At 64.5% G+C, this 24,972-nt stretch carries 20 protein-coding genes and 1 pseudogene; 11 read left to right on the top strand and 10 right to left on the bottom strand.

The genetic code is table 11. The features are described from left to right. Positions 1-4: 4 nt before the first annotated feature. Genes HG262_RS09855 through HG262_RS09830 form a run of 6 tightly spaced genes read right to left on the bottom strand, consistent with a single transcriptional unit; the run spans position 5 to position 5,435 of the window. Positions 5-361, bottom strand: coding sequence for an SMR family transporter (locus tag HG262_RS09855; protein WP_169270832.1), 357 nt, complete (start codon positions 359-361; stop codon positions 5-7). Next, positions 358-1,200: a TIM barrel protein gene (locus tag HG262_RS09850; RefSeq protein WP_211187106.1), complete on the bottom strand. Its 843-nt coding sequence runs from the start codon at positions 1,198-1,200 to the stop codon at positions 358-360. Before HG262_RS09850 ends, HG262_RS09855 begins: the two co-directional genes overlap by 4 nt. Continuing rightward, positions 1,197-1,976 (bottom strand): pyridine nucleotide transhydrogenase, encoded by a 780-nt coding sequence (locus HG262_RS09845; RefSeq protein WP_169270831.1) that lies wholly within the window; start codon positions 1,974-1,976, stop codon positions 1,197-1,199. Before HG262_RS09845 ends, HG262_RS09850 begins: the two co-directional genes overlap by 4 nt. Further along, positions 1,973-3,277: a hypothetical protein gene (locus HG262_RS09840; RefSeq protein ID WP_169270830.1), complete on the bottom strand. Its 1,305-nt coding sequence runs from the start codon at positions 3,275-3,277 to the stop codon at positions 1,973-1,975. The genes HG262_RS09845 and HG262_RS09840 overlap by 4 nt, the downstream gene beginning before the upstream one ends. A gap of 1 nt (position 3,278) precedes the next feature. After that, entirely contained in the window at positions 3,279-4,394 is a 1,116-nt protein-coding gene (locus HG262_RS09835) for an FAD-dependent oxidoreductase (protein ID WP_169270829.1), read from the bottom strand. Positions 4,395-4,409: 15 nt separating this feature from the next. Then, positions 4,410-5,435 carry a glycosyltransferase gene (locus tag HG262_RS09830; RefSeq protein ID WP_169270828.1) on the bottom strand — a complete coding sequence of 342 codons (1,026 nt, stop codon included), beginning with the start codon at positions 5,433-5,435 and terminating at the stop codon, positions 4,410-4,412. 764 nt (positions 5,436-6,199) lie between these two features. Between HG262_RS09830 and HG262_RS09820 the strand changes: the two genes are divergently transcribed. From HG262_RS09820 to HG262_RS09790, 7 genes are all read left to right on the top strand, one after another. Continuing rightward, complete coding sequence (locus HG262_RS09820; protein ID WP_169270827.1) at positions 6,200-8,407, top strand: TonB-dependent siderophore receptor; 2,208 nt, start codon at positions 6,200-6,202, stop codon at positions 8,405-8,407. A 31-nt stretch (positions 8,408-8,438) separates the two neighbouring features. Further along, positions 8,439-9,575 (top strand): PepSY-associated TM helix domain-containing protein, encoded by a 1,137-nt coding sequence (locus tag HG262_RS09815; RefSeq protein WP_169270826.1) that lies wholly within the window; start codon positions 8,439-8,441, stop codon positions 9,573-9,575. A gap of 122 nt (positions 9,576-9,697) precedes the next feature. Beyond that, complete coding sequence (locus tag HG262_RS09810; protein WP_169270825.1) at positions 9,698-10,627, top strand: Ku protein; 930 nt, start codon at positions 9,698-9,700, stop codon at positions 10,625-10,627. A gap of 1 nt (position 10,628) precedes the next feature. Continuing rightward, positions 10,629-13,145 (top strand): DNA ligase D, encoded by a 2,517-nt coding sequence (gene ligD / locus HG262_RS09805; RefSeq protein ID WP_169270824.1) that lies wholly within the window; start codon positions 10,629-10,631, stop codon positions 13,143-13,145. An 81-nt stretch (positions 13,146-13,226) separates the two neighbouring features. Then, a complete protein-coding gene (locus HG262_RS09800) occupies positions 13,227-14,798 on the top strand; it encodes a sensor domain-containing diguanylate cyclase (RefSeq protein WP_248293308.1) in 1,572 nt (523 codons plus the stop codon). Between the two features lie 80 nt (positions 14,799-14,878). Next, positions 14,879-15,670: a hypothetical protein gene (locus HG262_RS09795; protein ID WP_169270823.1), complete on the top strand. Its 792-nt coding sequence runs from the start codon at positions 14,879-14,881 to the stop codon at positions 15,668-15,670. Between the two features lie 16 nt (positions 15,671-15,686). Further along, positions 15,687-16,670, top strand: coding sequence for a hypothetical protein (locus HG262_RS09790; RefSeq protein ID WP_169270822.1), 984 nt, complete (start codon positions 15,687-15,689; stop codon positions 16,668-16,670). Here HG262_RS09790 and HG262_RS09785 read toward each other — a convergent pair. Next, entirely contained in the window at positions 16,660-17,481 is an 822-nt protein-coding gene (locus tag HG262_RS09785) for a helix-turn-helix domain-containing protein (protein WP_169270821.1), read from the bottom strand. The two genes, HG262_RS09790 and HG262_RS09785, sit on opposite strands and share 11 nt — an antisense overlap. Positions 17,482-17,586: 105 nt before the next feature. Here HG262_RS09785 and HG262_RS09780 point away from each other — a divergent pair, with 105 nt between their 5' ends. Beyond that, positions 17,587-19,920 (top strand): cytochrome P450/oxidoreductase, encoded by a 2,334-nt coding sequence (locus HG262_RS09780; protein ID WP_169270820.1) that lies wholly within the window; start codon positions 17,587-17,589, stop codon positions 19,918-19,920. Positions 19,921-19,949: 29 nt separating this feature from the next. On the opposite strand, the gene HG262_RS09775 is transcribed toward HG262_RS09780, so the two are convergent. Next, a complete protein-coding gene (locus HG262_RS09775; RefSeq protein ID WP_169270819.1) occupies positions 19,950-20,570 on the bottom strand; it encodes a glutathione S-transferase N-terminal domain-containing protein in 621 nt (206 codons plus the stop codon). 80 nt (positions 20,571-20,650) lie between these two features. Then, positions 20,651-21,985: a PLP-dependent aminotransferase family protein gene (locus HG262_RS09770; protein WP_211187096.1), complete on the bottom strand. Its 1,335-nt coding sequence runs from the start codon at positions 21,983-21,985 to the stop codon at positions 20,651-20,653. Between the two features lie 85 nt (positions 21,986-22,070). On the opposite strand from HG262_RS09770, the gene HG262_RS09765 reads away from it, so the two are divergent. The 3 genes and pseudogenes from HG262_RS09765 (at position 22,071) to HG262_RS09755 (ending at position 24,011) form a co-directional block, all read left to right on the top strand. Further along, the gene (locus tag HG262_RS09765) at positions 22,071-23,075 is read left to right on the top strand and encodes a threonine/serine dehydratase (protein ID WP_169270817.1); all 1,005 of its coding nucleotides are present in this window, start codon (positions 22,071-22,073) and stop codon (positions 23,073-23,075) included. Between the two features lie 21 nt (positions 23,076-23,096). After that, positions 23,097-23,492 (top strand): annotated as a pseudogene (locus HG262_RS09760) (VOC family protein); the annotation flags it as partial. Positions 23,493-23,522: 30 nt separating this feature from the next. Continuing rightward, positions 23,523-24,011, top strand: coding sequence for a DinB family protein (locus tag HG262_RS09755; RefSeq protein WP_169270852.1), 489 nt, complete (start codon positions 23,523-23,525; stop codon positions 24,009-24,011). Between the two features lie 57 nt (positions 24,012-24,068). Here the strand turns inward: HG262_RS09755 and ppk2 are convergent, their stop codons facing one another. Then, complete coding sequence (gene ppk2 / locus HG262_RS09750; RefSeq protein ID WP_169270851.1) at positions 24,069-24,905, bottom strand: polyphosphate kinase 2; 837 nt, start codon at positions 24,903-24,905, stop codon at positions 24,069-24,071. Positions 24,906-24,972 lie beyond the last annotated feature (67 nt).

Raw genomic sequence — 24,972 nt, 5'->3', positions numbered from 1 at the left:
CTGGTCAATTCACACGCGCGGTGATCAGGAGAACGCCGCCAATCACCATCAAGATGCCGAGCGCGGTCGTCCAATGAAAAGGTTCGCGAAACAGCACTACCGACAACAGCGCAACCGTGGCCACCGCGCCCGAGGTCAGAACCGGGTGAGCCACATTCAAAGGCAGGCGAGCCAGCGCCGCGGCATAAAGCAGGAAAGCCCCGCCATAGAGCGCCAATCCCAACCAGAAAGGCCAGTTGCTCAACGCGGCCTTGGGATCCCCCAGCGAGGGGAACTGACGCGGCGGCATCATGGCCATCTTGACCAGCACACTGGCCGACGCGTTGGACACGATGCCCAGAATGAGGATCAGCCATTTCATCGGATTGCGCCCGCCGTTTCCGGCCGATAGTTGGCGATGGCCGTCTTCAGGGCCCGCTCGATACTGGCCAGGTGCGGTTCGGCCGTCGTCGCGACCATCTCGATGCATACCGGATGACGAGGTAGCGTCGTGGCCAGCGCCGCATGCATGGCGGCATGATCGCACGCACCATCGCCCAGGGGCAGCAAACCCGGTTCGCTGGCATGCACGTGGCCAATCAGCGCGCCGAACCGATCCAGCACCTGAGCCGGATTTTCATCGTTGATCGTCAGCGCGCCGGTGTCGAACTGCATCCTGATCGCGGGATGCGCCACCGCCTCGACCACTTGCGCGGTCTCGGCGCTTGTCGTCATGAAATCGGCGCCGTAACAGGTCGGATTGGGCTCCAGGCATATCAGGACGCCATGCGCGTCCGCCACATCGCCCAGGCGCCGAAAGAAGGACAGGGCTACAGCCGTGGAGGCGTCGTCGCTCAGCCCGGCGCGAATCCGGTTCTTGGGTGAACCAAATACCACGCGCACTGCGCCCAGGCCGCAAGCGATGCGGCACACGGCGGCCAGGTGGTCCAGCAACGCGGTTTGAACGGCGGGCAGCCCGAACACGTTCAAGCCGGTGGTGCCGAACAACAACGCCTGCATTCCGGTGATTTCGATGCCCTGGTCCGCCCACCAGTGCTTGACCCGGGCAATCGCCTGATCGCTGGCTTGGCGCGGATCAGGAAAATACTTGCCCGGCGCCACATCGATCGCGTCGATGCCATGGCGCCCCAGCAACCGGGAAACGGCAGCGTCTTCCGCGACGTCCCAGGCGATATTGGAAATGGCCAGCCTCACGTTCATGCCCCCGGGTCCAGACTCACGGCTTCGGATTGAGCATAAGCGCGAATGGCTTGCAAGGTCTCTCTGGCCGTGTATTGATAGTCGCCCGCCGCCCCGAAGACGCCGGCGTGGCGCGAACGCATGTCATAGCGCGCCGGCGTACCGTCCAATTCCTGTTCGAATGCCTTGCCGAACCCTTGCGATGACACCTGGCTCACGCTGATGGGCTCCGCAGTCAGGTGCACCAGGTGCAGGCCGGCCTGCAAGGCAAGTTCGATGTCGTACCAGAGGTTGATCATGGGATAGAACTGGAACACGCCGCGGCTTTCGATGGAATGCAGGTTGTTTCCATTCAGAAAATCGAAGATGACGTTCTTGCGCAACCCGGGGCCGACCAGACCTGGCAGGCGGACGATCAGATGGCCAGGAAACGTCGTCTCGACGAATTGCTCCAGCTGACGACGGTGCAGGCCGTAGGCATGCAAGCCATCCATATCTACCGGCGTGAGCTCATCGACGCCGACAGGGTTCTTGAACACATCCACGGTGCTGATCAATATGAACCGTTTGCACTGGACCGTCTTCAAGTGGCCGATCAGTCCATCGATCTTTTCACGGTCGGCCGCGGGATCGCGGTTGGCCAGCCATTTCTGGGCAGGCGCGCCGGCGCAGACGATCGTATCGAAGGTCCTTCCTTCGATATCGCCGATATTGGTCGATCGGTACAGATGCTCGAAAGCCGTCTGCTTGAGCAGCGTACTGCCGACAAAGCCGGAAAAACCAATCAACGCATTCATGTCGTTCTACCGCGAGACAAGATCAGTACAAGATATAGCATCAGCGATACCGTGGCGATAAGGCATAGCCAATAGGCATAGCGAAAATCTCCGGCCGGGGTGATCGGAAGGAATCCGACCAGGTACGACACCCCCGACAGCGGCAACAGATAGTAGGGCGGGGAATGCCGCCTCAGCGAAACCTTCATCAGCCCGGCAAGCAGCAATGAAAGCGCGAGCCAGAAATACGGTTTGAAAAGCATCGGAAGCGCCTGGGCGGCACGGGCGACGTAGTCCTCGATCCAGGCGGCGCCGGGTGAAGGCGACTGCGTGTCGGCGCCGACAAGATACGGCGGTTTCGGCACCCGGAATTCGCTGATGTAGTAAGTCTCGCTGTTTGGCGATCTCAACAAGGTCATGAAGGCGCCTAGCCGATAGGCGAGGTACTTGCCGAGGTGGTTCGGCACGACCGACAGCCACTCCGCCTTCAATTCGGAATAGCGGTTGGCACGAAGGTCTTCGAACGTGTCGCCGATGCAGAACGCCGAACCCACTTCTCCCTTGTTCCAGAGATCGCAGGATGTCACGCGTGCCAGATCGTCCGCGGAGAGGATACTGGCATCGCCCGTCACACCCGCCAGGCGCAACGCCACCAGATCGTCAAACATGACATAGCTGGTCGGATGACGGGATTCGGCGGCTACCCATGTATTGAACATTTTGGGCAGGACCAGGAACGCCAGCACCACGCAGAGGGCATTGAGCCCATAGAACAGCAAGGATTTTCTTTTGAAAATGCAGGAGGCGAGAAACGGCAAGAAGAATATGGCGCCTGCGGGAGAGTTCGCCCGCACCAGAAATCCATACAGGAAGCACCCCAACACGGCGATAGCCGCCGCCAGCGGAAACCTTTCCCGGTCGGCGTAAAAGATCGCGATGGCAGCCGCGAGCAACCATGCGTATGCCATGCCCATATCCTTCCAGATCACAAACTCGAAGTTCACGACCCAGGGAAGAAGGGGAATCAGGGCGAACACCGCGCCAAAGCGCGCGCCCTGACGGATGCCCCACGCGCAAAGCAGAACGGACGCCAGGCACAGCATGGAGACGTGAAAGACCAGCATGACGCCCGGGCCATCCTGCAGCCACAGCAGATGGCGCCACAGATAGGCCATCGCCGGCGGCTGCCAGTCACTGTATTCGTTCACACGCGCCTGCCGCAGCTGGTCAAAGCTGTCCCAGGTCATGGCTCCCGGAAAATAGAGATAGCAGGCGACGGCGGCCAGGGCGGTGGCGACGACGACAAAAACGGCTTGAGCCATTTTATTCAACTGCAAACCTCTCAAGATCCAGCCTCTCCATGACGTCATAGATGTTGTCGATCTTTCCGCCCAGCACCGAATAGCAGCCGGGGTACTCCGCGTGCTTTTCGAACAGAATCGGGCGGCCATCGTCGCTCTCGTTCTTTATTAATACGGTCTTGACCTCGAACAACGACTCCACGTACTTTGCCTGCAGTATCGCCGGCAGGTAGCGCCCCGCGTCGCGGACCATTCGGTCTACGCGGCTATCCTGCTGATAACTGGCCAGTTTCTGGTATGGATCAAGGCCTTGTTCGTCCTTCCAGTGCAAATGCGGCGTATAGCGCACATGGGACAGGGTGTGCAGGCCTCTGGCCGGGAAGGGCATCATCGAAAAAAAAGGGCCGTCCATCACGGTAATGCCCAGGCCATTCAATGCGGCGGGCATCTGCATCAAGGCCATTTCGCTGATTTCCTGCTTCAATCCCGCCCGGCTCATCGGCGCGTCCCCCCGGAATTGGTTCAAACCGCTATAGGTGCAATTGAAAGCGTAGCGGCAGGAGATACGCTCAGAATCCCCATGCTGCGGCTCCAGCACCAGCTGCAAACGGTCCTCCGGCCCTTGGGCAATCTCCGTCACCCGGGTCTGCAAGCGCAGCTCCACGCCTGCAGCGCTCAGTTCGTCAATCGCCCATTGCGCCAGCTTGCCGGTGTCAAAGGCGTATTCGTCCACCAGAAATACCTCTTCGATCAGACGCGGATCGAACAAAGTGCGCAACCCCCGGTCGACAGGCTGAAGCCTTGCGCCGATTTCGCGGCAGAATCGCTCGAACTGCTTGGCCGTGACCTTGGAATTGCGCCGAGCGATCGCATACAGCTTGGTGAAATCCTGCTTGATGGCGGCGGGCCAATCGCGCACGAAGCGCGGTAGATTCACCCGGCTGCGATAGGCGGTCGTATAGCTGCGTGGATAGTGATAGCCATTGTGGACCCGGGCCTGGTTGTTGTAGGAGGCACGGGAAAGCAACGACGCCTCACGCTCGACCAGCAAAATGCGTTTCAGGCCTCGCTGTCTGGCCAGATAGACCGCGATGGCTACGCCATAAAACCCTCCGCCGATGATGACCGCGCTGTGCATGCCGACGCGCCCGCCTCAGATCGACGGGGGAGTATCAATGCCGCCGTCGTCCCGCTGAACACTGGCCGCCTCTTCGATATTCAGCTTCTGGTGGCGCGTCATCCGCGCACTGGTGAATTCCTGGCTGACGTAATAGAGCGGGCCTTCGTTGGAAAGGCTGGCCATATGAAGGATATATTCGCCCAGAACCAGCAAGACCAGCGAAATAAGAAAAAACATGCCCGATTGCTGCAAGGACAGGCTGATCCAGCCCGGCGCCACATCGGCCTTCACCAGACCGACGATGATCACATAGATGCAATACACCACGTTGGCCAGGGCACCGAACAGCGAAAGCGTCGTCACCAGGCGCATCGGCGCATGCGTGGTCGAGACCAGCAGGCGAAGCCCCCGTTCGACGCTCTCGCCCAACTGCTTCTTGCCGGCACTTTTGGGCGCCGCGCTGTAACTGAGGTTGACGCGCGCGAACCCCCCGGTTGCCGGCAAATGGCGATAGGTCACGGCGGGTTGAGAATGCTGAAGAATGAAATTGACCACGCGCTTGCTCAGCATGCGGTATTGCGGCGCCTCTTTGGACAGATGGATGCCCTTGAACCGGACATACAGGGCGCTGAACGCCGAAGCCGCCATCCGATAGGCCAGGCTTTGCGGAACCTTCTGGGCATTGTCGGCGAACACGACATCCGCACCGCAAACTGCGCTTTCCAGCATCGTCGGCAAAAATGCGATGTCGTCCGTCATCGGGTCAAGGGCAGCCACAAAATCGCCCAGCGCGTTTTCCAGGCCGACCCAGGTCGCGGTATCCGTGTCGACCTGCTTGGCTAGCGCATACACCTGCAGATTGGGCAAGCCATGCTCGCCCGCCAAGCGCTTCAGTTCGGCGATGCTGCTGTCGTCGGAGGCGTTATCGACCACGATCAACTCATAGTCGCTGACGCACGATGCCACATGAGCCTGGGCCTCGGCGAGCAGCGTCTCAAGCTGTGAGGCTTGATTACGCACCACCAGCACAACAGACAGAAAAACGGGGACAACCGCCATGCATCACCCTGAAAGTGTTCATAGGCGCAAGCACGATCCAGGACCCATTTTTCAGTGGGCTGACCGCTTGCGATGAATCGGGCCGAATTGTATAGCCATTATTCACTAAATGAGCACCAGCAAACGCAGCGTGATGAGGGCTGTCAAGCCGCTTTTCCCAGAATGCGGAACGAAAAAAGGGTGCCCGGCCGCGTCATTGGCCGGGCACCCCATATTCCCGTCAGGCGCGCCCCCAGGGGGCGACTAGTCCGAGGCGCCTAGCCGGCCGCGCCCAGCTGCCTGCAGAGTTCGGCCGTGTATTCCTGGCCGCTGCGCATCCGCACGTAGTCGGCATAGCGGGTGCGGTAATCCAGGCCGAAGACGTCGGGTTCCAATTCGCCACGGTGCAGGTCGGCCAGGCCGGCCCGGGTCCAGAGCCTGAGGTCCGCGCGGACCTCGGCGCGGGTCTTGGACGACGGTTGGTAGACTTGCGGCGGACATCCGCACGCGCATTTCAGGGCGGATCACACCGATCTACGCCAGCAGGCGCTACGTCTTGCTTGGCATCTCGGCAGACGAAAAACATTAACATATCAATCAGTTAGCGAGATGTGGTGAACATTTTGGCGCCTATTTACTTGAAAATGGATCCTATTTATACTTCGGCCCGAAGTCGGCCCCTGATGGTCCGGCTTCGGTGTCATTGACTCTTGCAGCTCCAGGTCGCACTGAGGATGACCGCCAATCATGGTGACGCCTCAACAGGGCGCTTGGAGAAGAGCAAGATGGCTAAGGCCAGAATCGAAAACACGCGGGCCGGATTCCCGTTGAACCGCCGTGCGGCGGCCATCGCCGCCGCGTTGGCCGGCTTGTCCGGCATGGCGCACGGGCAGACGGCGCCTGCCGCCGCATCGGCGGAGGGCGGCGAATTGGCGGCCGTGACCGTGACCGGCGACTGGCTGGGCACACCCACCGAGGAAAAAGTGCTGTCGCATCCCGGCGCCCGTACGGTTGTCGAACAGCAACAGATCGAGGAAAGCGGTTCCAGCAACGTGCGCGACGTATTGCGCCAGATCCCCGGCGTCCAGGTGCAGGACAGCAACGGTACGGGCGGCAGCGACGTGTCGCTGAACGTGGGGGTGCGCGGCCTGACGTCGCGCCTGTCGCCCCGGTCCACCATCTTGATGGATGGCGTGCCGATGGCGTACGCGCCCTACGGTCAACCGCAGTTGTCGCTGGCGCCCGTGTCGCTGGGCAACCTGGAATCGGTCGACGTGGTACGCGGCGCGGGTTCGGTCCGGTACGGCCCGCAGAACGTGGGCGGCATCATCAACTTCGTGACGCGCCAGATCCCGCAGGCGTTCACGACCAGCCTGAATGTCGGCAGCGAAATCTACAGCCACGGTGGCAACGTGAAGACGACGCCCAGCCTGTTCGTGGGCGGCACGACCGACCGCGGGCTGGGCGGCGCGCTGCTATATTCCGGCACGCACGGCGACGGCTATCGTTCCAGCAACGATTCGACCGATATCGACGACGTGATCCTGAAGGGGGCCTACCGTTTTTCGGCGACCGACGACGTGGCCGTTTCGCTGCACCACTTTGAAGGCAAGGGCAGGATGCCCGGCGGCCTGACCACCGCGCAATACTCGGAAGATCCGTTCCAGTCCACCCGCCAGTACGACCAGTTCACCGGCCGCCGTACCGACGGCTCGTTGAAATACACGCATAATGACGGCCTCAATAATTTCGAAGTGCTGACGTACTACGTGGATTCTTTCCGAGGCAGCTATATCGAGCAGGGCGGCACCGGCGCCACGGCGAATCAATTCCGCCTGACGACCGCGCCTCGCAGCTACCACTATTTCGGCTTCGAGCCGCGCTACTCGCGCCTGTTCGATTCCGGCTCGTTTGTGCAGGAAGTCACCGTCGGCTACCGCTACCTGAAGGAAAGCAGCTCGGAAGTGGCGGGGCGCACGGCCTACTACAACCCGGCCGCCGGCGGCGACGCGTTCGACCTGAACATGCCGACTTACCAGACGAGCGAAGGCGGCACCACCGCCCATGCCTTCTATATCGACGACCGCATCGACATCGGCAAATGGACGATCACGCCCGGCGTGCGTTTCGAAAGCATCAGCACCTACAACAACGTCACCAACTTCAACACGGCGACCGGTGCCGTCACCAGCGCCTTGTCGCCGTCGATCGATTCGCGCGTGACCTTGCCGACGATGTCGGTGCTGTATCGCGTGGACGAAAAGTGGTCGCTGTTCGCCAACGCCGGGAAGTCGTTCGGCCCCCAGCAGTACAGCCAGTTGGCATCCACCACCGAAGGCCTGCACCCGGAAACCGCCAAGACCTACGAAATCGGCACGCACTTTGCGGGTGAGGCCTGGAGCGGCGAACTGACCTTGTTCAACATCGATTTCGACAAGGAATTGCAGCTGACCCGGTCGATCGTGGGCGAGGGGATGTGGACCAATCTGGGCGCCACCCGCCACCGCGGCGTGGAATCGGCGCTGCGTTACGACATGGGCGACCTCAGCGATGCCTTGCGCGGCCTGTCCGTCTACGCTTCCTATACGTATACACAAGCCATCGCCCGCGCCGGTGCCTTCGAAGGCCGCGACCTGCCGCTGTACTCGCGCCAGGTGGCTTCCGTCGGCGCCCGGTACGCCGTGCAGCGCTGGACCTTCAACGCCGACGTCTTCGCGCAGTCCAAGCAACATTCGCCGGGTTCGCCCGACGCGGGCGCGGGCTACGTCACCGAGGAAGACGCCAGCGGACGCCTGGGCGACATTCCCGGCTTTGCCACGGTGGCGTTGCGCGCGGGCTACGACTTCGGCCGCGACATGAACAACCTGAAGCTGGCCGTGGGCGTCAAGAACCTGTTCGATCGCCGCTACTACACGCGCTCCACCGACAACAACGGCGGCAAGTTCGTGGGCCAGCCGCGCACGATCTACATGCAGGCGTCGATGGCGTTCTGAACGTGGGCAGCACATCAACCGGATCGTCCTCGTGAAAGGCCTGCGCGGCGTGTGGCTGCGGGTCCACCGCTGGCTGGCGCTCAGCGCCGGATGGATCCTGATCTTTTCGGGCCTGTCCGGCGCGGGGCTTGTCGTCACGCCGGCACTGGACCGCTGGGCCAACCCCCAACTGTTCCAGGCCCGTTCCGATCTGGCGCCCGGCCAGGCGGGTGTCGCGCTGGAGTCAGTGCTGCAATCGGCCAGAAAAGAATTCGGCGACGGCGCGAATCTGGTGTTCCGGCCCGCCCGCGCCCCGGGCGAGACTTTTCAAGTCCGGGTACGCGGCGCGTGGCACGGCACGCTGTACCTGGACCCCGCCACTGGCGCCGAACAAGGCCGGCGCGGTGAATCCGACGGTGCGGCCAATGTGCTGTTCAAACTGCATAGCGCGTTGTACCTGGACGGTACCGGCAAGGCCATCCTGGCCTGGGTGGCGTTGGCCTACCTGTTCCTGCTGGTCACGGGGGGCGTCCTGTGGTGGCCGCGCCACTGGGCAAAGGGCTGGAACATCGCCCTGGACCGCGGCCTGCTGCGTTCGCTGTTCGACCTGCATCGGGTCGGCGGGGCCACGCTCGGCCTCTTGATCGCCGTATCAGTCGCCACCGGCGCCTACATGGCATGGCGCCCGCTGGGCGCGGCCGTGACGTGGGTAAGCGGCGCCACGCCGGTCAAGGCGCCAAAGTTGCCGCCGATGCCCGCCGGCGCGTCCGCGCAATCGACCGTCCCCGCAACGCCGCTGACGCTGGACCAACTGGCCGCGAAAGCCGTGGCGCAATTCCAGGAACCGGCACCCATCGGCTACATCGTGGTTCCGCCGCATGCCGCGACGCCTACGCGTTTCCGCATGATGCTGGCCGACGACCCGCATCCCAACGGCATGTCTTCCGTCTGGATCGACCCGCGCTCGGCCGAGGTGCTGGCCGTGCAACGCTGGAACACGCTGGACCCCGGCGCCCGGGCGACGGCGGTGATCTATCCGCTGCACACTGGCGAGTTGGGCGGCGTGGCGCTGGAAACCGCCGTGGCCATCGGTGGACTGACGTTGGGCGGCCTGGGAATCAGCGGCGTATGGTTGTGGTGGCGCAGGCGGGCCATCAAGCACGCGACCGCTAAGGCGCGCGCCCGCTGACGCCGCGTCCGGCGCGTGGCGTCAGGCAGGCTGAGCGTCCGCTGATCACGCCCGACGTGTGACATTCCCACGTCCGCGGGAATACTATTTGCTGATCACTTCCCGGTCTAGAGGAGCTGATCATGGCAACACGAACCATCTGGAAGGGGGCCATCTCCTTCGGCCTCGTCCATATTCCCGTCGGCTTGCATACCGCCACCACGGAGTCCGGGGTGGACTTCGACTGGCTGGACAAGCGCTCCATGGACCCGGTCGGGTACAAGCGCATCAACAAGCGCACCGGCAAGGAAATCGATAAGGACAACATCGTCAAGGGCGTGGAGTATGAAGACGGCCAGTACGTCATCATTTCCCCGGAAGAGATTGCCGACGCCTATCCGCGCACCACGCAAACCATTGAAATACAGCAATTCGTGGACGCGGCCGATGTTTCATTCGTCTATCTTGAACGGCCTTATTACGTGGCGCCGATCAACAAGGGCCAGAAGGTGTACGCCTTGCTGCGGGACACCTTGGCCAAGACCGGCAAGATCGGCATCGCCAAGGTCGTCATCCAGACCAAGCAGCATCTGGCGGCGTTGATTCCGTCGGGCGATGCGCTGGTGTTGGACTTGATGCGGTGGGGCGACGACGTCAAGCCGCAAGACGAACTGGATCTGCCCAAGTCCGGCGCCCGGGGCGTGACGCCCAGCGCCAGCGAGCTGAAGATGGCCAAGATGCTGGTCGAAGACATGTCCGGCAAGTGGGATCCCGCGCAATACAAGGACGAATTCAAGGCGGCGGTAATGGGCCTGGTCGCCAAGAAGGTCAAGGCGGGCAAGACCGAAACGGTCATCGAGCCGCAAGAGGAAACGCCCGCCTATGCGGACAACGTGATCGACCTGACCGAGTTGCTGCAGCGCAGCTTGAAGGGCAACAGGAAGGCGCCGGCGGCCGCCGCGAAGAAGGCCACGCCGGGCAAGGCGCCGGCCAGGAAGGCGGCCGCAAAGAAAGCGCCTGCGAAGGCGGCGAAGGCCGCCCCTAAGACGACGCGGGCCCGCAAGGCAGCGTGACATGGCCGATACCCTCAAGACTTACCGCAAGAAGCGGGACTTCACCGTCACGCCGGAGCCCGCCGAGGGCGGCGAAGCCAACGACCAGGCCCGGGCTTTCGTCATCCAGAAACACTGGGCAAGCCGGCTGCACTATGACTTCCGGCTAGAGCTGGACGGCGCGATGAAAAGCTGGGCGGTGCCCAAAGGCCCCAGCTACGATCCCGCCGTCAAACGCATGGCCGTGCAGGTCGAGGATCACCCGCTCGCGTACAACCAGTTCGAAGGCCAGATCCCGGCAGGCCAGTATGGCGCCGGCAAAGTCATCATCTGGGACGAGGGGCGCTGGGTGCCGGTTGGCGATGCGCGCAAAGGCTACCGGGAAGGACACCTGAAATTCGACCTGCAGGGCACGAAGATGCAAGGCCGGTGGGCGCTGGTGCGGATGAAGGCCAAGGCGTCCGACAAGCAGCCGGCCTGGCTGCTGATCAAGGACAAGGACGATTTTGCGCGGCCCGAGCGCGAGTTCAGCGTCGTGGATGAAATGCCCGACAGCGTGGTGCCGCTGCGCAAGAAGCAAGCCGCGAAGCGTGCGCCACCGGTCGCGGCCAAGCGGAAGGAACCGGCGCTGCCCGGGCAGGCCGCCGAACTGCCGGCGTCGCTGGCGCCCCAACTGGCCACCTTGGCCGACGGGATCCCGCAGGACGCCGCGGACTGGCTTTATGAATTGAAGTTCGACGGCTACCGGCTGCTGGCGCGGCTGGACGGCGACACGGTCACCCTCCATACGCGCAACGGACATGACTGGAGCGCCAAACTGCCGCACCTGGTCGAGGCCTTTGGCCGGCTGCCGGCGAAATGCGCGTGGGTGGACGGCGAGGCGGTCGTCCTGGACAAGCACGGCGTGCCGGATTTCCAGGCGTTGCAGAACGCCTTCGACGGCGACGCCACGGGCGGCATCGTGTTCTATGCCTTCGACCTGCCGTTCATCGGCGGCCGGGACCTGCGCCGCGAACCCCTGCGCGTGCGCCGGGCATTGCTGGCGCAACTGATGGCGACGGCCGACGACGATCATCTGCGCTTTAGCGACACGTTCGAGCAAGCGCCGGCCGATCTGGTGGCCTCCGCCTGCAAGATGGGGCTGGAAGGCATCATCGCCAAACGCCAGTCCGCGCCGTACGTGTCGCGCCGGTCCGATACCTGGCTGAAGATCAAATGCGGCCGTCGGCAGGAGTTCGTCATCGTGGGTTATACGGCGCCGCAAGGCAGCCGCGAGGGGTTGGGCGCGCTGCTGCTGGCCGTCCACGAAGACGACGGAACATTGCGGTACGCCGGCAAGGTGGGCACTGGATTCGATCGCCCCGGCCTGATCTCGCTTCAGCAAAAACTTGCCCGCATCGAGACCGCCGACAAGCCGGTGGCAGGCGGGCAGGGCCGGGGCGTCCACTGGGTGAAGCCCCGGCTCGTCGCCGAAGTGTCGTTCTCGGGCTGGACCAGCGGCGGCCATATCCGGCATTCGGTCTTCCAGGGCCTGCGGGCGGACAAGCCGGCGCGCGACATCACCCGCGAAAAGGCGGTGCAAGCTCCGCGCGCCCCGGCCCAACGCGCCAAGGCCGCGGCGCACCCGCCCGAAGCCGCCGCGCAACGCCCCAAGAGCGCTGGAAAAATCGGCAAGCTGACCCATCCCGAGCGCATCATCGACCCCTCGACCGGCCTGACCAAGCTGGACCTGGCGCGCTACTACGGCCTGATTGCGCCGTTGTTGCAGGAACACCTGACGGGCCGCCCGGTGTCGTTCCTGCGCGCGCCCAGCGGCATCCAGGGGCAACTGTTCTTCCAGAAACACCTGGAAGCCGCCATGCCCGGCGTCAAATCCTTGCCCGCCAGTCTGGACCCCGGCCATCCGCCCTTGCTGGAAGTGCCCACGCCCCAGGCCGTCATGTCCGCCGTGCAGATGAATGTGGTGGAGTTCCACACGTGGAACGCGGTCAAGACCGCCATCGGCAAACCGGACCGCATGCTGTTCGACCTGGACCCGGGGGAAGGCGTGGCGTGGCCGATGCTGCAGCAGGCGGCGCAGCTGGTGCAGACGCTGCTGGTGGAAATCGGCCTGACGGCCTGGTTGAAGACCAGCGGCGGCAAAGGGCTGCACGTGGTGGTCCCCCTGCGCAGGCAACACGGCTGGGATACCATCAAGGCGTTCTCGCAGGCAATCGTGGCGCATCTGGCGGCGACGCTGCCGCAGGTGTTCGTGGCCAAGAGCGGGCCAAAGAACCGGGTCGGAAAAGTGTTCGTGGATTATCTGCGCAACGGCTTCGGCGCCACCACCGTCGCGGCCTGGTCGGCCAGGGCGCGGCCGGGACTGGGGGTATCGGTGCCGGTGGCATGGGAAGAGCTGGCGACACTCAGCGGTGGCGCGCACTGGACCATTGCCAACATCCATTCCAGGCTGGATGCGGGCAACACGCCCTGGCAGGGATATGCGCCGCAGGCCGTGGGGCCGGCCATGGCGGCGATGGACTTCAAGCCGGGAAAGTGACCGCTTGCCCGGGGTGTGGACCCGTTTTGCCTGGTTCTGTATGCTGCATTGCAGGTCGATTGCGGGCGGAAATCCTTCACGATGAAAAGAAAGGTCAGCTTGTTCACGGTACTCATCGCCTTGGCAGTGCTAAGCGTGGCGATCGGCTTTTTCAATGCGCTCTACGCCGGTTATCAGGTGCAGAAGGCGCAAGTCGTCAAGAATTCGCTGGCCTCCAATGTGGCCTATGCGGAAAAGCTGTCTGAATTCATCAATCTGTATATCGATGCGCTGCATCGGCAACTGAAGACCAGCGCCAGCCGCCTGGGGGCTGCCGGGGGCACGCCGCAGGCGGTCGCCGCCGAGTTGTCCCGTGTCGCCGCGCAGGGGCAGGGGGTGTCCGCGGTGCTGCTTGCCGACGCTGGCGGCACCATCATCGCCCGGTCCGACTCGTCGCCCGCGCCGTTGTCCGCGGTCAGTACGCTTGCCGAACTGGGCATGCTGACACATCGCCCGGCGGATTGGGTTGTCCCATGCTGCCAGCATGACGGCCAGCGGGCTGCGCTGATGCTGGTGGAGCCGGTGCCCGGCAAGGACGGCGCGCCGGCAGGTTTCGTCGCGGCGGTCGTCGTCCTGGAGCGCGGCAGCCGCCTGGACCGCGTGATCGGCGAACACCCGTATGGCGACGGCGCGTCCGTCTATCTGGTCAATGTGGATGGCAGGGTGCTGTATAGCCGCGGCGGCGGGCCGGACGAAAACGTGCTCAGCCTGGTCAAGGCGGATGTGTCGCCCACGTCAGGACCGGGCTCCGCGCAGGTCCTGGACGCTGCGGGCGACCCGGTGCTGGCGGGCTACGCGCCGGTCACGAAAGGAAAATGGGCGGTCGTCATCCAGCGGCCGCTGGACCAGGTGCTGTCGCCGCTGAAGACGCTATTGGCCGAATCTTTGCGCTTCGCCATTCCCGCCGTCATTGTCACGTTGATTCTGGTGTGCGGGCTGGCCTACGCCATCGCCAGGCCGTTGGCCCGCCTGACCAGCGCGATGGGCAGCCCCGATGCGGTCGACCGGCAAGGCCCGCAGGCCAGCCTGCTGAAGACCTGGTACTTTGAAGCGGACAAGCTGCGCGAGGCCCTGATCGCCACATTGGCGCAGCATCGGCACGAGGTCGGGCGCCTGAACACGCAGACCATGACCGACCCGATGACCGGCCTGATGAACCGGCGCGCTCTTGAGCTGCGGTTCGAGGAACTGGTGGCGGCCGGTACGCCATTCGCGGTCATCGCGCTGGACCTGGACCATTTCAAGCGAGTCAACGACGTTTTCGGCCACCCGGTAGGCGACAAGGTCTTGATCTTGGTGGCAAAAACCCTGAGCGACAGCGTGCGACAGCAGGACAGGCCGTTCCGGGTGGGCGGCGAGGAATTCGTCGTGGTCGTCCCGGCCCCCACGCCCGACGTCGCGCTGCATACCGCCGAACGCATCCGCGCAGACATCGCCAGGAAAGCGATGCCGGACGGCGTCGGGCATGCGACAGTATCGGTTGGCGTCGCATTATGGCCACAGCATGGAAAAACCGCGCAAGCCGTTGTCAAATGCGCGGACGAGGCCCTGTATGCCTCCAAATCAGCCGGGCGTGACCGCGTCACGCTCTGGAAGGAGGATCTGTCGCCCTAAGCGACTTTCCGCTCTATTCGAATGTCTGTTCCGCTTTTCCAACGTGTCCGATCAACAAAGACCAGGCGTAGGGTGGCAATGTGAACTATTCATTTGTATTGACAGGCTCGGCGGTCGTCTTCTTTTTCCTGTTGCTGGGGGCCATCCGGTTTGGACGGCTGCTAGGCGGGCGTGGCGGTACGGAAGAGAAGGGCACCGCAGGGTCCGCTGCCATCGAAGCCTCTGTTTTCGCCTTGCTGGGCCTGTTGATCGCGTTCACGTTTTCGGGGGCCGCGCAACGCATGGCGGACCGCAGGAACCTGCTGGTCGCCGAGGTCAACGCCATCGGAACCGCCTGGTTGCGCATCGACCTGCTGAACGCGTCCGACCAGCCGCAACTGCGCGAACAGTTCCGCCGCTACGTGGATGAGCGCGTCAACTACTACAAGCACGTCGCCGACCTGAATCAGCGCGACGTGATCGCCACGAAAGTGGGCGCCATCCAGAATGAAATCTGGAAGACCTCCATCGCGGCAGGCAAGAATGCGGCGCCGCCGTTCGCCGCGTCGTACATCGCGTCGGTCAACGACATGTTCGACGTTTCGACCGCACAGACCGTCGCGCAGAAAGTCCACCCGCCCATCGTCACGTATGCGTTTCTGGGATTCCTGGCGCTGGTGTGCGCCTGCCTGATCGGTTTGAACCTGGTCGGCGCCAAACGCGACACGCTGTTCCATCAGATCATCTATGCGTTGGTGATGACGGTGGCGCTCTACATCATCGTCGACTTCGAATTCCCCCGCATCGGCGCCATACGGATTGACCAAAGCGACACGTTGCTGATGTCCCAGCGCCAGGCCATGGGGAGCGCCGCGGCGGCCGCAGTGAAATAGCGAAGCGGAGAACGGCATGGCGGACCATAAAACAGGGGCTTCGGGCAGGGCGGCCCGACGGCTATCGGCGTGGCTGATCGCGGCGCAGGCGTGCGTGGCCGGAGGAGCGGCGACCGCACAACCGACCGTCCGGCTGACGCAGGACGATTTGCAGAAGCGCGCCAACGGGGTCTTGGCGCTGATGTCGTTTTCGATCGTGCCGGACATCACGACCAGCGCCTTGTCCATCGGCGGCGGTGGCGGCACCACGGGCTCGACCGATTTCTACATGACGCAGCTGGGCGGCGGCGACACCATTTCGAAATCGGTGCCCATCTATCTGGAAGGCGTCCTGGCCGGCAGCCGCTACGATCCGACCTTCGTCGCCACGCAAGGCCTGGAAACCCGCAGGATCCCCACCAAGTGGAACAGCGTTTCCGCCACGGGCGGGATCGGTTGGGACTTCAAGCTGACCGACGAATTGAAGCTGCGCCCCATCTTCAACGTTGCGTTGGGCAACGTTACCAGCGACCTGCGGGCGGCCAGCTGGTACGTGGGCCGCCAGACCGGCCGGGACGTGACGTTCCTGGACAAGGGCTCGCTGAACGCCTATGGCCTGGGCGGTTCGCTGATGCTGGACTATGAGCACTACCGGCCCGGCTACGAGGTGGACGTGGAGCTGCGGTATTCCGACATCCGCTTGAAGAGCTTTGCCAGTTCCGCCGCCGTCCAGGGCAACGCCATCGCGCAATCCGCCAACCTGTGGGCGCGCTACCGGGCGCCCACGGGGTTGACGATGCTGCAGCGCCCGCTGCGCTACGTGCTGGAACTGACCCATTCCGAATTCCTGGGCGACCAGCGCGGCGTGCTGGGCTTTGACCGCCTGACCTCGGTGGGTGCGGGCCTGGAACTGGATTCCAGCGCCTACAACGTCGTCATCACCCGCACCCGGCTGGTCGGCCGCTATGTCTTTGGCAGGAACGTGTCGGGGTTTTCGGTCGGCCTGGCGGTCAGCTTTTGACGCTTTCCCGCGTCGACGTGTCGCCCAGCAGCCGGCTGATGGTGAGCGCTTCGCGGCGCAGGGCCAGCCCCACGCGGCCGTCGGGCGACGCGTCAAAGCCGCCGGTGGCTCCCAACGCGGTCAGCACGGCGCAAGGCCGGCCGGTGTAGCTGTAGATCGGCGCGGAGACGGCGCTGATGCCGCGCAGGTTCGTGTCCCGCACCACCGCGCAGCCCGCCGCCAGCACCGACCGCCGCAGGGCGCCGATCGGATCGTCGGCGTGCAGCATCGCGCGCTGTTCGGGCGTGGCCGCGTCCAGGTCGGCCTGGGCAAGCGCGCGCACCGCCTTTTCGTCCAGCGTCGCCAGCAGGACCTGCCCGGTAGCCGACCACAGCATGGGCAATACCGATCCCACGCGCACGTTCACCGTGACGGGCAGGCCCGGCTCTTCGAAACGGACGATAGTGGGCCCCTTGTTGCCCATCACCGCGACGAAGCAGGTCACTTCCAGTTCTTCGCGCAGGCGGGCGAGCGACGCTTCGGCCAAGCGGATCGGATCCGCCTGCCGCATGGCCGCCAGGCCCAGCAGCAAGGTTTCCAACGCCAGGAAGTAGTGCTGGGTGGCGGCGTCCTGGCCGACCAGTCCGCCCTCCATCAGGCTGACCAGGTAACGGTGCACCTTGGCGGGGCTTTCATCGATCTGCGCCGCAATCAGGCTCAACCCGGCGCGACCGCCTAGATGACCCAGCGCTTTCAGGACGGCCATGCTGGTTTCGGCAGCTTGCACGCGCTGGCGGCGTTCACGGGGACGCGGGGAATCGATGGCGATCATGGGGGCAGGCCGGGTAGGGGATAGCCGAAGGGTAAACCGGGTTTATCAAGTTACGCAATGCGTATATGATTTACGCATAAAACCGATAACACCCGGAGTGCAGACATGTCCCAACCCGCCCAAACCCCATCCGGCTGTCCGGTCCATGCCGCTGCGCGCGTGGACGGCTGTCCGATGCACGTCAGCGAGCGCGCCGCCGAGTTCGACCCCTTCGGCGACGGCTACCAGCAGGACCCGCCCGACTATGTGCGTTGGGCGCGCGAGCAGGAACCCGTCTTCTACAGCCCCAAACTGGGCTATTGGGTCGTGACCCGGTACGAAGACATCAAGGCCATCTTCCGCGACAACCTCACGTTCAGCCCGTCCATTGCGTTGGAGAAAATCACGCCGACCGGGCCGGAAGCCAATGCCGTGCTGGCGTCGTACGGGTACGCGATGAACCGCACGCTGGTCAACGAAGACGAGCCCGCCCACATGCCGCGACGGCGGGCGCTGATGGAACCATTCACGCCCGAAGCCCTGAAGCACCACGAACCGATGGTGCGGCGCCTGACCCGGGAATACGTCGACCGCTTCATCGACGACGGCAGCGCCGATCTGGTCGACCAGTTGCTTTGGGAAGTCCCGCTTACCGTGGCGCTGCATTTCCTGGGGGTTCCTGAGGAAGACATGGACCTGCTGCGCCGCTATTCCATCGCGCACACCGTCAATACCTGGGGCCGGCCCAAGCCCGAAGAGCAGGTGGCCGTGGCGCACGCGGTCGGCAATTTCTGGCAGTTGGCCGGCAATATCCTGGACAAAATGCGCCAGGACCCGGACCAGCCCGGCTGGATGCAGTACGGTATCCGCAAGCAGCGGGACTACCCGGACGTCGTGACCGACTCCTACCTGCATTCCATGATGATGGCGGGCATCGTCGCCGCGCACGAAACCACGGCCAACGCCTCGGCCAACGCGCTCAAGCTGCTGCTGCAGCACCCCGATGCGTGGCGCGACCTGTGCGAAGACCCGTCCCTGATCCCCAATGCGGTCGAAGAATGCCTGCGGCACAACGGTTCGGTGGCTGCCTGGCGGCGGCTGGCCACGCGCGACACCATGATCGCCGGCACGCCTATCCCGGCCGGCGCAAAGCTGCTGATCGTCAGTTCGTCCGCCAACCACGACGAGCGGCAGTTCGCGGACGCGGACCTGTTCGACATTCGGCGCGACAACGCCAGCGACCAGCTCACGTTCGGGTATGGCGCCCACCAATGCATGGGCAAGAACCTGGCGCGCATGGAGATGCAGATCTTCCTGGAAGAACTGACGCGCCGCCTGCCGCACCTGCGGCTGTCGGCGCAGCAGTTCACCTATGTGCCCAACACCTCGTTCCGCGGGCCGGAACACCTGTGGGTGCAATGGGATCCTGCCCGGAACCCCGAACGCACCCAGCCAGATCTGCTGGCGCAACGCCAGCCGGTGCGCATCGGCGAGCCCTCGGCCCATGCCAGCGCGCGCAACCTGGTGGTCGAGCGCGTGGAGCCGGCCGCACACGGCATTGTCATGCTGACGCTGGCTTCGCCGGACGGCAGGGCGCTTCCACGCTGGGCCCCGGGCGCGCATATCGATATTGAATGCGGCGACACCGGCCTGTCGCGCCAGTATTCGCTATGCGGCGACCCCTCGGATACCAAGCGCCTGCGCATCGCCGTGCTGCGCGAAGCTGACGGCCGCGGCGGCTCGGCCTGGGTCCATGACCAGGTCAAACCTGGCCAGCGCCTGCGCGTCCGCGGCCCGCGCAACCACTTCCGGCTGGATGAAGGCGCGTCGCGGGCGATCCTGATCGCCGGCGGCATCGGCATCACGCCGATCAGCGCCATGGCGCGACGCGCGCGGGAGCTCGGTATCGACTACGAACTGCATTACAGCGGCCGCACCCGCGCCGGCATGGCCCTGCTTGAGGAATTGGCTGCGCTGCATGGCGAACGGTTACACGTCCATGCCAGCGACGAAGGCAGGCGCAACGACTTCGCGGCGCTGCTGGCGCAGCCGGATCCCGACGCGCAGATCTACGCCTGCGGGCCGGAACGCCTGCTGACGGCCTTGCAACAGGCCAGCGCCCATTGGCCGCAGGACGCGTTGCGGGTAGAACATTTCCATTCCACGCTGGGCACGCTCGACCCCGACCGCGAACACGCCTTCGAGGCGGAACTGAAAGATTCGGGAATCGTGGTGACCGTGCGTGCCGACCAGACGCTGCTGGCCGCCCTGCGCGCCGCCAATATCGACGTGCAAAGTGATTGCGAAGAGGGCCTGTGCGGGTCTTGCGAGGTCAGCGTGCTGGCCGGCGATATCGACCATCGCGACGTGGTGCTGACCCGCGCCGAACGCGAGGCAAACAAAAAAATGATGAGTTGCTGTTCGCGCGCCTGCGGCCAGCGTATCGTGTTGGCGCTTTGACTGGCCAGGCAGGCGCTTAAGCCGGCGTGCTAGCGGGCGTCGGCAAGGGCGCGCTGCACCGCCGGCCGTTCGGCGACACGCGCCAGGTAGGCGGCCAGCTTCGGAAACTGCGCCATGTCCACGCCGTCGCCGTCAAGCCAGCTGCCGATGGTGAACAAGTACCCATCGGCCACGCTGTAATCGTTGCCCGCCACCCACGGGCCCGCGATCAGCCCTTCCAGATACGCGGCGCAAGCCGTCATCGTTTGCGGGACCTTGGCGCGCATGGCCTCGTGCGCGGCGGGGTCATCGGCCCATCGTGCGCCACGCCGCTTGTGCGCGTGCGCGACGTGGGCCGTCGCTGCCAGGTAACTGGTCAACTCCTGCATCCGCGCGAACGCAAAGGGATCGCCCAGCGGCGCCAATCCGGCCTCAGGAAAGCGCTGCGCCACGAAAGCGAGGAGGGCGGGGGTCTCGGTCAGCACGCCTTGCTCGGTCTTCAGCGCCGGGACCCGGCCTTTGGGGTTCACGCGCAGGTACTCGGGGCTTTGCTGCTGCCCCGCGCCGAAATCCAGCTTGACCAGGTCGAAGTCGGCCCCGGCTTCGTGCAACGCGATGTGGGTCGCCAGCGCGCAGGTGCCAGGGGCGGAGTAGAAAGTCCAACGGGGCATTGTCATCCTCTATCGTTTTGGGGCGGGAAGCGGCCGGGCCGTTTGCATCAGACCCGAGACCTGCTCACGATAGCAAACTCTTACTCGATTGGCGCATCGCTGGGCGCGGAGGCCAACAGCGCCCGGATGATCTGCAACCCTTGCTCAAGGTCCTTCAGGGCAGGGGACGAGAGCGCCAGGCGCACGGCGTTCGGCGCGTGGCCTGGGATGACGGCGAAGGCGCCAGCGGACGTGATGGCGACGCCTTGCTGGGCGGCGGCGGCGGTGAAAGCGTCGGCGCTCCAGGCTTGCGGCAGCTCCAGCCAGGTATGGAACGCATCGGTGTTGGCGCGGATCCGGTCGGCGCCCAGGAGCCGGGCCGCCAGCGCCTGGCGCGCGCGAGCGTCTTTGCGCTTCAGGCTGGCGACCTGCGCGGCCGTCCCGTCAGCGATCCAGGACATCACCAGGCGCATGGACAATGCCGGCGCCATCCAGCCGCCCGCGCGCATGATGGCGGCGATGGCGTCCTTGACCTGGCCCGGCGCGGCCACGAAGCCGACGCCAATGCCCGGCCCCAGGCGTTTTTGCATGCTGTTCACGTAAACCACCTGGTCGGGCGCGTAAGCCGCCAGCGGCGTTTCGTCGGACAGGAACGCGAACGCGGCGTCTTCAATGCCGTACAGACCCGTCGTCTTAAACCATTGCGCCAGCGCTTGCCTGCGTTCCGACGTCATCGATATGCCCAGCGGATTATGAAGGGTCGGCTGGAGGTAGAGGGCGGCAAGGGGCTTGGCGGCGTGCGCCCTGGCCAAGGCCGCAAGGTCGATCCCCTGGTGGTCGATCTCGAGGGGCACGAGTTGAAGCCCCAGCCGGGCGGCGATGCGGATGACCGAAGGATAGGTCAACGGTTCGACGCCCACCCGGTCCCCGGGCTTGCACAGCGCGGCCAAGGCGCAGGCGATAGCCTGACGCCCGCCGCCGGCGAAGAGAATGCCCGCCGGGTCCGGCGTCCAGCCCGAAGTGGCCAGGAAACGGGAGACGGCTGGGCCGGCGCCTTCGGGCCCGAACGGACCCGTTGCGCATAACGCCTCCCGAAGCGCCGCAGGGCCGGCCAGCGCTTGCAGGGCCGGCGCCATCAAAGCGGCCTGTTCAAGCGACGCCGAGATCGCCAACTGCAAGTCGATGGGCGCATCGGCAGCTTCGCTGACGCGGATGGCGCGCAAGGCTTCCGCTGCGCGAACGAAGGTGCCGCGCCCGACTTCACCCGTGACCAGGCCCCGGCGTGTCAGCTCGGCGTAGACGCGGCTTGCCGTCGAGGCCGCGATCCCCCAGTCGTCGGCGAAGCTTCTTTGCGGTGGCAGGCGAGAGCCGGCGGCGAGTTTGCCTGACACGATTTCCGCGGCGACAGCATCGGCAATGGCATGAAAATCCGGCATCAATATTGCTCCGAGTGCAATGTTTACATTGCATCGAGATAATCTCCGTGCAATGCTTTATCCAGAAGATAACACTGGACAGCCTATGTTGCGTACCGTTCCCCCCGACGCCGCCGTCGTCCCCATTCCGACCTTCGAGGACATCCAAGCGGCCCTGCGCCGCATCGGCCGCTATTGCACCGAGACGCCGTTGCTGGAATCGCCTTATCTCAACCAGAAATACGGCGGACGTCTCTTGGTCAAGGCAGAAAACCTGCAGGTGACGGGCTCGTTCAAACTGCGCGGCGCCGCCAATCGGGTGGGCGCGCTTACCGCCGATGAGCGGCGGCGCGGCATTGTGGCGCGCTCTTCCGGCAACCACGGTCTGGCGGTCGCCTATTGCGCCCGCCTCATGGGCACGTCGGCGGTGGTCGTAGTGCCTGACACCGCGCCCGCGGCCAAGGCAGAGCGGATCGCCGCCTATGGTGCACGCGTCGTGACGGTGCCGATGAAAGACCTGGCCGCCGTCGCGGCGGACGTCACCGCACGTGAAGGCCGCGTGCTTGTCCCCCCGGCGGACGACTTCTGGGTCGTGGCGGGAGCCGGTACGGTCGCGCTGGAAATGGTCGCGCAAGCGGCCAAGCTGGATGCCGGCATCGATGTCCTGCTGACCTGCTGTTCCGGCGGCGGGTTGACGGCGGGATGCCTGCTGGGGCTGAGCGAAACGTCGCCGGCCACCCAGGTCTATGCCGTGGAGGCGACGGGTTTCGAAAAGATGGCGAATTCGCTCGCCGCAGGCGAGTGCGTCGATCTGGCGCCCGGCGGCCATTCCATTTGCGACGCGATCAGCGGGCTCTACATGGCCAAGCTTCCTTTCCAGATCATCAAGGGGCGTCTGGCGGGCACGTTCGCGGTGACCGACGGCGAGGCCCAAGCCGCCATGCGCGTCGCCTTCAGCGAGTTCGGCCTGGCGGTCGAACCCGGCGCGGCGGTCGCGCTGGCGGCCGTGCTGACTCGGAAAATACCGCTGGACGGCCGGACAGTCGCCGTCACGCTATCCGGCCGCAATGCCGATCTTGATCTGGCCGGCGCGGCGCTGCGCCAGGTCTGAATAAACCAGGAAACCACACACATGTTCAGCCACGTGACGGTGGGCAGCAGCGACCTGGGTCGTGCTGGCGCCTTCTATGATGCCGTCCTCCACCCCCTGGGCCTGGTACGGCGCCCGGTCGCGCCGGACGGCGGGCCTGCGGCGCTGTGCTGGATTGCCCCCGGGGCATCCTTGCCTCGCTTCTACGTCTACCTGCCGTTCGACCGCAAAGCGGCCAGCGCCGGCAACGGCAGCATGGTGGCGTTCCAGGCGCCGACGCCGGCCGCCGTGGATGCCGCGTACGCGGCGGGCCTGGCCGCGCATGGCGCCGACGGTGGCGCGCCTGGCCCCCGGCCGCAATACGGAGAAGGCTATTACGGCGCGTACCTGCGCGATCCCGACGGGAACAAAGTGCATCTGGTGTGCCGCGGCGACATCCCGCGCACCCGCGCAACGGACACCCTGAGGATGCTGGTTCGCTACAAGGCCTGGGCGAATGGACTGACGTTCAACAGCGTCATGCAGTTGCCGGACGGCGAGGCCCTGCGGCCCAGGCCCACGCGGTTTGGAAACATGGTCCATACCTTGAACCACGCCTATGTCATCGACGACATCTTCAGGCATCACTTGCTGGGAAAGCCGCACGGCTATACGTCCCGCAACACCGAACATACGCCCGCCGTCGCCGCGTTATGGGACGCGGTCCAGGAGATGGACCGCTGGTACATCGGGATTGTCGACGCCTGGCGGGACGAGGATTTGGTCAAACCGGTGCATTTCGAGTTTGTCGGCGGCGGGGCGGGCGTCATGACGCAAGAGGAAATCGTGCTGCATGTCGTCAACCATGGCACGTATCACCGCGGATTCGTGGGCGACATGATGTATCAGGTGCCGGTCACGCCGCCATCCAACGATCTTCCCGTATACCTCCGGGACCACCGCGGGCAAGGCATGTGATCCATCCGCCGGCAAGCCCGGCCGCGGCCGGCACCCAGGGAGCCGGCCCTCGCCGCGCTAGAACTTTTGCGGGATGCCCATGCGCGAATGGTCGGGCTCGCGGTAGCCTTGTGGCTTCTGGCGCTTCGGCAACTTGATCTTCGCGCGGGCAAGCCCCTTGTACGGGATGCTCTGGAGGATGTGGCTGATGATGTTCAGCCGCACGCGCTTCTTATTGTTCGAGTCGGCAACGAACCAGGGCGCGTACTCCGTATCCGTCGCCGCGAACATGTCATCGCGGGCGCGGGAATAGTCATACCAGTGGCTATAGGAATCCAGGTCCAGCTGGGAGAGCTTCCAGACCTTGCGCTCGTCGTGGATCCGCGCTTGAAGCCGGCGCGTCTGTTCTGCCTCGCTGACTTCAAGCCAGTATTTGAGCAGAATGACGCCTGACTCGATGATGGCCCGCTCGACCAGCGGCACCGCTTTCAAGAAGGACTTCACCTGATCCTTGGTGCAAAATTCCATGACGCGCTCGACGCCGGCGCGGTTATACCAGCTACGGTCGAAAATCACGATTTCGCCGGCAGCGGGCAAGTGGGGAAGGTAACGCTGCAAATACATCTGCGTCTTCTCACGATCCGTGGGCGACGGCAACGCGACGACGCGAAACACCCGCGGGCTGACACGCTCGGTAATGGCCTTGATCGTCCCCCCTTTACCAGCGCCGTCGCGGCCTTCGAACAGGATGCATACCTTGGCGCCGGTGTGCACGACCCACTGTTGGAGTTTGACCAGTTCGACATGCAGGCGCGCCAGCTCCTGTTCATACGCTTTCGCCGATAGCCGGTCCTTTGCCGGCGCGTCGCTTCCTTGCGCCGCTTCCGCGACTTCCGCTTCGCCTTTCTTTGCCATCATTGCGCTCCTTGATCTGCGTCTGCGAACCTAAGGGACCGTCGATGCCAGCCAGCGTTCGAGGCGG

It is taken from the genome of Achromobacter sp. Bel (assembly GCF_012928505.1).
Lineage (GTDB): Bacteria > Pseudomonadota > Gammaproteobacteria > Burkholderiales > Burkholderiaceae_B > Achromobacter.
The sequence above is the reverse complement of the archived record's forward strand: the minus strand, read 5'-3'. Positions and strand labels throughout refer to the sequence as shown.